The sequence below is a fragment of the Imhoffiella purpurea genome (assembly GCF_000585215.1).
Lineage (GTDB): Bacteria > Pseudomonadota > Gammaproteobacteria > Chromatiales > Chromatiaceae > Imhoffiella > Imhoffiella purpurea.
The window spans coordinates 1-8,102 of record NZ_AONC01000074.1 but is presented as its reverse complement, the minus strand read 5'-3'; the positions used below and the strand labels follow the sequence as shown (position 1 = coordinate 8,102).

General features: G+C 67.2%; 10 protein-coding genes. 5 read left to right on the top strand and 5 right to left on the bottom strand.

Going from position 1 to position 8,102, the window contains the following annotated elements:
- The 4 genes from D779_RS19205 to D779_RS19190 all read right to left on the bottom strand — a co-directional run.
- Positions 1–300, bottom strand: a 300-nt coding sequence (locus D779_RS19205; protein ID WP_198295755.1) for a tetraacyldisaccharide 4'-kinase, incomplete at its 3' end; no start/stop codon positions are given.
- A 93-nt stretch (positions 301–393) separates the two neighbouring features.
- Positions 394–2,196: a lipid A export permease/ATP-binding protein MsbA gene (gene msbA, locus D779_RS19200; RefSeq protein WP_052348290.1), complete on the bottom strand. Its 1,803-nt coding sequence runs from the start codon at positions 2,194–2,196 to the stop codon at positions 394–396.
- Complete coding sequence (locus D779_RS19195; protein WP_043757462.1) at positions 2,193–2,621, bottom strand: ExbD/TolR family protein; 429 nt, start codon at positions 2,619–2,621, stop codon at positions 2,193–2,195. The genes msbA and D779_RS19195 overlap by 4 nt, the downstream gene beginning before the upstream one ends.
- Positions 2,618–3,247 (bottom strand): MotA/TolQ/ExbB proton channel family protein, encoded by a 630-nt coding sequence (locus D779_RS19190; RefSeq protein ID WP_043757460.1) that lies wholly within the window; start codon positions 3,245–3,247, stop codon positions 2,618–2,620. The genes D779_RS19195 and D779_RS19190 overlap by 4 nt, the downstream gene beginning before the upstream one ends.
- 201 nt (positions 3,248–3,448) lie before the next feature.
- On the opposite strand from D779_RS19190, the gene D779_RS19185 reads away from it, so the two are divergent.
- From D779_RS19185 to D779_RS19165, 5 genes are read left to right on the top strand one after another with little or no spacing between them, the layout of a single operon-like run.
- Complete coding sequence (locus D779_RS19185) at positions 3,449–3,895, top strand: type IV pilin protein (RefSeq protein ID WP_043757458.1); 447 nt, start codon at positions 3,449–3,451, stop codon at positions 3,893–3,895.
- Positions 3,896–3,912: 17 nt separating this feature from the next.
- Positions 3,913–4,452, top strand: a complete 540-nt coding sequence (locus tag D779_RS19180; protein ID WP_043757455.1) for a GspH/FimT family pseudopilin — start codon at positions 3,913–3,915, stop codon at positions 4,450–4,452.
- Positions 4,449–5,534, top strand: coding sequence for a PilW family protein (locus tag D779_RS19175; RefSeq protein WP_198295754.1), 1,086 nt, complete (start codon positions 4,449–4,451; stop codon positions 5,532–5,534). The genes D779_RS19180 and D779_RS19175 overlap by 4 nt, the downstream gene beginning before the upstream one ends.
- Entirely contained in the window at positions 5,531–6,736 is a 1,206-nt protein-coding gene (locus D779_RS19170; protein ID WP_052348289.1) for a hypothetical protein, read from the top strand. Before D779_RS19175 ends, D779_RS19170 begins: the two co-directional genes overlap by 4 nt.
- A gap of 28 nt (positions 6,737–6,764) precedes the next feature.
- Complete coding sequence (locus tag D779_RS19165) at positions 6,765–7,478, top strand: type IV pilus modification PilV family protein (protein ID WP_043757453.1); 714 nt, start codon at positions 6,765–6,767, stop codon at positions 7,476–7,478.
- Between the two features lie 96 nt (positions 7,479–7,574).
- Here the strand turns inward: D779_RS19165 and D779_RS19160 are convergent.
- On the bottom strand, positions 7,575–8,102 hold a 528-nt coding region (locus D779_RS19160), incomplete at its 5' end, for a TCP-1/cpn60 chaperonin family protein (RefSeq protein WP_043757451.1).

Below are 8,102 nucleotides of genomic sequence, written 5' to 3'. Positions count from 1 at the left end.
CCCGCCATAACCGCGGGTGACGATGCCGGGCCTCCAGCCCCGGGCCTGGAGATGGGCAGCGAGCCGAACCACCAGAGGCGTCTTGCCGGTCCCTCCGACACTGATGTTGCCGACGACGATCACCGGGACCGGGAGCCGCGTCGAGCCCAGCCATCCCTTGCGGTAGCCGAACCGGCGCAGCCCGATCAGGGCGCAATAGAGCCAGGACAGCGGCAGCAGCGCCGAGGAGAGCGGATGCCGGCCGTACCACACGCGGGCCGGGTCCAGTCCCAAGGCGCGAAGCACGGATCGAGGGCTCATACCGGGATCGAGATCCGCGTCACACCGGGCATTGGCGACATCGGCTCCGGTCCGGCAGGCCGCGCGAATCCGTGCTCATAAACCGATGAGCGATCAGGCGAAGGCCGACTGGGGCTCGTCCATCTCATGGAATTGCATCCGGTGCAGTCGGGCGTAATAACCGCCCAGATCGACGAGCTCGGAATGACGTCCCTGCTCGACGATGCGTCCGCCCTGGAGCACCAGGATACGGTCGGCGTTCTCGATGGTGGACAACCGATGGGCGATCACCAGCGTGGTGCGGCGCTCCATCAGCTCCTGCAGGGCGGCCTGGATATGACGCTCGGCCTCGGTATCCAGGGCCGAGGTCGCCTCGTCGAGGATGAGGATGGGCGCATCCTTGAGCATGGCGCGCGCGATCGCCAGACGCTGGCGCTGACCGCCCGAGAGCAGGACGCCGCGGTCGCCGACCAGGGTGTCGAAGCCCTGTGGAAGCTCGCGGATGAAATCCAGCGCGTGGGCGCTGGCCGCCACCCGCTCCAGTTCATCGAGGCTCGGGGGTGCCGCGAGGCCATAGGCGATGTTGTTGGCGACCGTGTCGTTGAAGAGCACCACGTCCTGACTCACCAGCGAGACCTGGGCGCGCAGACTGGCCAGGGTCAGGTCGCGGATCGGGATGTCGTCGAGCAGGATCTCGCCCGAGGTCGCATCGTAGAAGCGCGGCAGCAGGCTGGCGATGGTGCTCTTGCCGCTGCCCGAGTGCCCGACCAAGGCGACCTTCTCGCCCGGCTCGATGACCAGGTTCAGGTCGATGACGGCCGGCGCCTTGTCGTCGGCATAGCAGTGACCGACGTTACGGTATTCGACGCGGCCCACCGCGCGCCCCAGGACGCGTGTGCCGCTGTCGTCCTCCTCCTCCGAATCGAGCAGCTCGAACAGGCTCTCGGCCGCGACGATGCCGCGCTGCAGCTGGGCGTTGACCGAGGTGAGCCGCTTGACCGGCGGCAGCAGCAGCCCCATGGCGACCACGAAGGACATGAAGGTGCCGACCGAGATGTTCTCCTTGAGCCCCTGCATGGTCGAGAGATAGACCACCACCCCGATGGCGATGGCCGAGATCAGCTGGACCAGGGGCACGCTGGCCGCCTCGGTCGCGATCATCTTCATCTGCAGCGAGCGGGTCTTCTCGTTGATGGCGTTGAAGCGGCTCGCCGCGCGCGACTGGCCGCCGAATGCCTTGACCACCCGGTTGCCGTCGATCACCTCCTGGGCGACGTGGGTGATGTCGCCGACCCGGTCCTGGATGCGCCGGCTGTGACGGCGGAAGCGCTTGGTGGCGTATTTGACCGCCGCCGCCATCACCGGCCCGATGACCAGGAAGATGAGCGAGAGCGCCGCGTTCAGATAGAGCATGAAGGCCATGAGGCCGATGACGGTGAAGCCGTCGCGCACCAGGGTGGTCACCGCCGAGGTCGCGGCATTGGCCACGTTCTCGACGTTGTAGGTGAGCTTGGCCAGGATGTGTCCCGATCCGCTGTTGTCGAAATAGCGGCTCGGGGCGCGCAGCAGATGCTCGAACATCTGCTGGCGCAGATCGGCGACCACGCGCCGCCCCACCCAGCTCAGACAATAGGTGTTGACGAATCCGGCGATGCCGCGCACCACGAAGAGTGCGACCAGCAGCAGCGGCATGGTCCGCACCTTGTCCAGGTCCCGTTCGACGAAGCTGCCGTCGATCAGCGGCTTCATCATGGCCGCGAACAGCGGCTCGGTGGCGGCGAAGATGAGCATGCCCGAGAGCGAGAAGACGAACATCCGCCAATAGGGATGGACGTGGGTCAGCAGCCGGCGATAGATCTGCTTGGCATCCGCAGCGGACAGGGTCGTGTCCGGCGCCTGTATCTTCTCCCGGCTCATGGCGTCCGACCGTCCGGCCGCGTCGCTGCGAAGGCGATCCGATTCAGGCCCACCTCGCTCGCCGCATCCATGGCGGTCATGACCGCCTGATGAGGCGTCCTGGCATCGGCCTGGATGAGCACCGGCAGCGACTTGCGCTCGCCCAACGCCCCACGCAAGGCGTAGACGAGGCTCTTGGGCCTGGTGTCGACCAGGGCCTGGCCGTCGACGTAATAGCGGCCGGCCGCGTCGATCACCAGCCGGATCACCAGCGGCTCCTCGGCCTGGACCTCCTCGCCGTTGGCCTGGGGCAGCTGAATCCGCAGCCGGGCGTCGTCCTTGAAGGTGGTGGAGACCATGAAGAAGATCAGCAGCAGGAAGACGACGTCGATCAGCGGTGTCAGATTGATGTCCGCGGGCTCGCGCCGATGCGGGCGCAGGTTCATGATCCGCCGTCCTCCACGACCTCGCGCTCGCCCTTGAGCACCTCGACCAGACGCAACGCCTGCTCCTCCATGTCGATCGCCAGCTTGGCGACCCGGTTGTCGAAGAAGCGATGGAACATGAGCGCCGGAATCGCGACCGACAGCCCCGCCGCCGTGGTGACGAGCGCCTTGGAGATGCCGCCCGCCAGCACGCCGGCGTTGCCGACGCCGGCTTCCATGATGACGCCGAAGACATCGATCATGCCCAGCACCGTGCCCAGCAGACCCAGCAGGGGCGCGACCGAGGCGATGGTGGCCAGGGTATTGAGAAAGCGCTCCAGATCGGCGACGACGTGACGCCCCGTGTCGTTCAGGGCTTCCTTCATCACCTCGCGGGAATGGCGCCGATTGACCAGGCCGGAGGCGAGCATGCGCCCGAGCGGCGAGCCGTCCCGTATCTCGGCGATCCGCTCCGGCGTCAGCTGTTCGCGACGATGCAGCTTCCAGATCTCGACCACCAGATTCGGCGGCAGGATCCGTTTGCGCCGCAGCGACCAGGCCCGCTCGACCACGATGGCACTCGCCACGACGGAACAAATGAGAATCGGCACCATCAGCCACCCGCCCGCATACATCAACTCAAGCAAAGCCGGCCTCCCCGGATCGACCGCGGTTCATCACCCTCGCCTCCGCGCGCACGTCAGTTAAGCGCTCCATGATACCCGAAGCGATGCGGTGTCAGGAGTCGGGACAGGATCTCTGCGACCAAGGGTCGATCGAGCTTGAACGGACAACACGAATCGAGTACATAGGATTTCGGACCAGAAGACACGATTCGGTAACACAGCATGCCTGCAACGACGCGTCGAGCCTGCCTGGCCTTCACCTTGACCGAACTCATGATCGTCCTGGCGATCCTCGCCATACTGGCCACGATCGTCATACCGGATTATCAGCGACAGGTCCGGCAGGCCAGACGCACGGACGGGCAGACCGGTCTCATGGCCATCGCGCTCGCACAGGAGAAATTCCGCGCATATTGCAGCCAATACGCCAGCCGGCTGGAGGGCGCTCGAAACTGCGACGCCGAGGCGGCCAGCCCTTATGCCCTGGGGCTGAGCGAGACCAGTCCCGAGGGACATTACCGGTTCAGCCTGTCCGGGGTGAGCGCCAGCCGATTCACGGCCGAGGCGACCGGAGTCGGGGGGCAGACGCACGACCGAGCGGGCGGCACATCCTGCGCCGAACTCAGTCTCGATCAGGACGGAAACCGGGCACCGAGGGACTGCTGGTGACTCGAGTCCGCCAGGACATGAAGACACGAGACGTGAAAATACGGACGGTTTTGGGGCTCACGCTGCTCGAGCTGCTGGTGACCCTCTGCGTACTCGCCGTCCTGCTTGCCATGGGACTGCCGTCCATGCGCGCCATGCTCGACCGCAACCATCTCAAGGCGGCGGCCCAGGGGCTCGCGGAGGACCTGCAATGGACGCGCTCGGAGTCCATCAAGCGCCATCTGGAACTCAGGGTGATCTTCGACATCCAGCCGGACACCTGGTGCTACGGCATCCTCGAGTCCCAGGAGGGATCCTGCAATTGCCGCCTCGCCAGCCAGACGACCGGCGCCTGCGATCTGAAGCATGTCACCGACGCGGATCATCCGGGCATCTCGCTCGACCCGAGCTTCGATGCGACCGGTTTCGATCCGCGCCGGGCCACGGCCATCAACGGCTCCATCAGGGTCACGGACGGCTCGGGCAACCAGCTGCGCGTGATCCTATCCAGGCTCGGACGCATCCGGATCTGCTCGCCGGACGCGCGGGTATCGGGGTACGACCCATGCGGCGGATGAGACGGCAGACGACTCGGAGCAAGACATCCGAAGCGGCCGGCCGGCACGGGATCCGCCGTCGCCCCTCGGATCGCCAGCTCGGCGTCACCCTGATCGGACTCATGATCGGACTGGCCGTCGGCACCCTGATCCTCAGCGGCGCCCTGAGCATCTATCTCATGATCTCGCGAACCGCGCGCGAGGCACTGCAGCAGGCCAGACTGAACCAGGAGCTGCGCGCCGCGCTCGAGGTGATGCAGCAGGACATCCAGCGCGCCGGCTACTGGGACTTCGCCGACACCAACGGCGATGGGGACGCGAACGGCGACGGCCTTTTCGATTGGCGCGATCTGAGTACCGACGAGGATGGCGAGGGCACCTTCGACAGCGACGGCGACGGCATCGCCGACGCCCGGGACCTCGACCCGCTCAACAACCCCTTCCAGCGCCGTTACGGCAGGATCCAGAACGACCTCTGTCTCGATACGGATTCGAGCACGGGCTCATGCAGCGCCCCCAGCTGCACCGTCCGCAACGCCGACGACAGCTGCATCGTCCAGGTCCAGAGAGGCCGCTGCGTCACCTTCAGCTACGACCTCGACATGGACGCGCGCGTCGGCATCCGGGCCTGCGACGCGGCGGACGACATCTCCGACTGCCCGCGTCCCGCCGAGGCCCCGTTCCGGGCGGCGCTCGGCGAGCCCTTCGCCTGGATCTCCTGGTATCCGCCCGCGGCGGCCTCTGCGGACAAGGACGTCGAGATGGAGATGTTCGGCTATCGGCTCCGCCGCGGGGCCATTCAGATGCGCATCGGGCGCAGCAACCGCAACGACGACAGCTTCGGCTGCGACTCCGGACGCTGGGAGTCCATCACCAGCCCGGACATCCGGATCACCGGACTCGAATTCATTCTCACCACCCGAACCCGCAACGCCAACCCGGCCAAGGAGGCCACGGAGACCTGCGCCTCGGACGACCCCTGCGGACAGTCGCGCCGGATGGAGATCCGGCTCAGCGGACAGCACGCAAAGAACAGCGAGACTCGGCTGACCCTCGGCACGCTCGTCGGCATCCGCAACGACCGCTACCTGATCGCACCATGACGACCGACCCGCCCCATCGGAGACGCGCGCTCGGCGGCGCCTGGCCAGACCGCCAACGGGGATCGGCGACGCTCCTCATCGGACTGCTGCTCCTGATCGGCGCCGGCATCCTCACCTTCGGCGCCAGCCGAACCGCCGTGATCGAGCAGCGCATCGCCAACAACGAGATACGGGCGACCGAGGCCCAGCAGGCCGCCCAGGCCGGACTGGAATACGCCCAAACCTGGCTGTCGGCCAATGGCTGGAGCGAGGGAGACGGCGAACCCTCACCACCCGCGCTGGGGATGGCGAGCGGCCATCGATACGCGGTCGATCTGAGGTTCGACGCCCACCCGCGCGGGATCTGCGTGCGCGCGCGGGCCAGCGCCGTCACCGACCCGAACATCTCGGCGATCCTCTGGGAGTGCTATCAGCAACAGGGGCTGTTCGACCCGAGCCCGGACACCCGCATGCCGCCGCCCTGGGTCCTGGCCGGCTGTATCGGACCGGCCGCGACGGGCACCGAGCTGTTCGTCACCGCGACGCTCGAAACCGCCGCCATGTCGGGACATTCCGACAGCGAGAGCTGCCTGGCCCGGGGCGGTCTCGCCGTCTCCAGCTGGAGGGACGCGGATGGCGACCGGATCCTGGACCTCGACGAGCCGGGCGCCAGCGCCACCTTCGCGAAGACGGCGTTCGGCGGCTGTCCCGAGCCGCATTGCGCCTGGAACCGGGTCTTCGCCATGCCGTTCGAGACCGCCCTCGGTCTCGCGACCGCGGCGGGCCACGTCCATGGCGACGACATCCCCTGCGGGGCCGGCCCGGCACCCGGGATCTATCTGAAGACGAACGACTCGGACATCGACGGACTCGACGTCACGGGCACCTGTACCGGCATCGAGGGTGTCGACAGCCGCACCATCGGAGCACCTGAGCATCCGGTGCTCGTCATCGTCCCGAGCGGTAGCGGCTGCCCCGGATTCGGCCCGGACGTCAGCATCTACGGCATCCTCTACTACGAAACCCAGTCGGACTGCGCCACCCGGGGCTGGGGCGGGGCGAGGATCCAGGGCGCGGTCATCTGGGAAGGCAACGCCGGATCACCGGCCACCGGATCGCAATTCATCGCCTCGGACTTCGGGTCCGGATCCGCGCTGAACCGGGCCTATCAGGTCATCACCCGGGCGACCCGCATACCAGGCACCTGGCGCAATTGGCATTGAGGCTTACCGAACGGGAGAGAGGAACGACATGAGGCGCAATCGAATCCAGGCCAGACAGCACGGCTTCAGCCTGAACGAGGCACTCGTCTCCATGACCGTCCTGACCAGCGGGCTGCTGGGGCTGGCGCAGTTCCAGGGAGAGATGGTCCGCCACGGCGGCGAGACCCGGACCCGAACCAGCGCGCTCGCGCTCGCCCAGCACAAGCTCGAGGAACTGCGCGAGCGCGCCGGCACGGATTTCGACGGGATCCAGAACGGCAGCGACAACCCGGCGCAGGGCGCTGGAGACCAGACCGCGTTCAGGCGTAGCTGGAACGTCACACCCCATACCGATCCCACCTACAAGGAGATCCTGGTCGCCACGGCATGGACATCCGTCGCGGGCGAGCATGAATCAGTCGGACTGGTCTCGCTGATCGCACCGAACGCGCCCTACTCCGCCCGACCGAATGTCACCCGAACGCCGACACAGGCGCAGGAAGCGCGCCCGCCGAGCGAAGAGACGGCCGCCACGGAGACGACGCATTCAAGCGATCCGGGGAAAACGGGACCCTACGATCTCGACTCCGACAGCCGAGCGGCCACCTGTCTCTGCAGACGGGACGGGGACGGAAACAGCCGACTCGACAGCCGCAGCACCGACGCGAACTGCACCCCAGACTGCTGCCAAACGGCGGAGAGCAGCCCCAGCGCCGCGCTCTGCGACACGGACGACTGCAGCTTCGTCGCGCGATGCCCGTAACGTATCGGGCCGAACGCGGCCGCAGGACAGACTCGCCCCAACAGCAAAAAGCCCCGCCGAGGCGGGGCTTTCCGTTTCAGGCGTGGAGGCCAGGGCTTACATCATGCCCATGCCGCCCATGTCGCCCATGCCGCCGCCCGGCATCGCGGGAGCGTCATCCTTCGGCTCCTCGGCGATCATGGCCTCGGTGGTGATCATGAGACCGGCAACCGACGCGGCGTTCTGCAGAGCGGAACGGGTGACCTTGGTCGGATCCAGGATGCCCATCTCGACCATGTCGCCATAGTCGCCGTTGGAGGCGTTGTAACCGAAGTTGCCGCTACCCTCGGAGACCTTGTGCAGGATGACGGAAGGCTCCTCGCCGGCGTTGGCGACGATCTGACGCAGCGGCTCTTCCATCGCGCGGCGGGCGATGCCGATACCGACGTCCTGATCGTGGTTGGAACCCTTGAGGCCCTCGACAGCGCCCAGCGCACGCACCAGGGCGACACCGCCACCGGGGACGATGCCTTCCTCGACGGCCGCGCGGGTCGCGTGCAGGGCGTCCTCGACGCGCGCCTTCTTCTCCTTCATCTCGATCTCGGTGGCGGCGCCGACCTTGATCACGGCCACGCCGCCGGCCAG

Bases quoted from the DNA above. Each gene is read 5' to 3' on its own strand.
- D779_RS19195 (WP_043757462.1), bottom strand. From the start codon at position 2,621: ATGAACCTGCGCCCGCATCGGCGCGAGCCCGCGGACATCAATCTGACA.
- D779_RS19180 (WP_043757455.1), top strand. From the start codon at position 3,913: ATGAAGACACGAGACGTGAAAATACGGACGGTTTTGGGGCTCACGCTG.
- D779_RS19185 (WP_043757458.1), top strand. From the start codon at position 3,449: ATGCCTGCAACGACGCGTCGAGCCTGCCTGGCCTTCACCTTGACCGAA.
- msbA (WP_052348290.1), bottom strand. From the start codon at position 2,196: ATGAGCCGGGAGAAGATACAGGCGCCGGACACGACCCTGTCCGCTGCG.
- D779_RS19175 (WP_198295754.1), top strand. From the start codon at position 4,449: ATGAGACGGCAGACGACTCGGAGCAAGACATCCGAAGCGGCCGGCCGG.
- D779_RS19165 (WP_043757453.1), top strand. From the start codon at position 6,765: ATGAGGCGCAATCGAATCCAGGCCAGACAGCACGGCTTCAGCCTGAAC.
- D779_RS19170 (WP_052348289.1), top strand. From the start codon at position 5,531: ATGACGACCGACCCGCCCCATCGGAGACGCGCGCTCGGCGGCGCCTGG.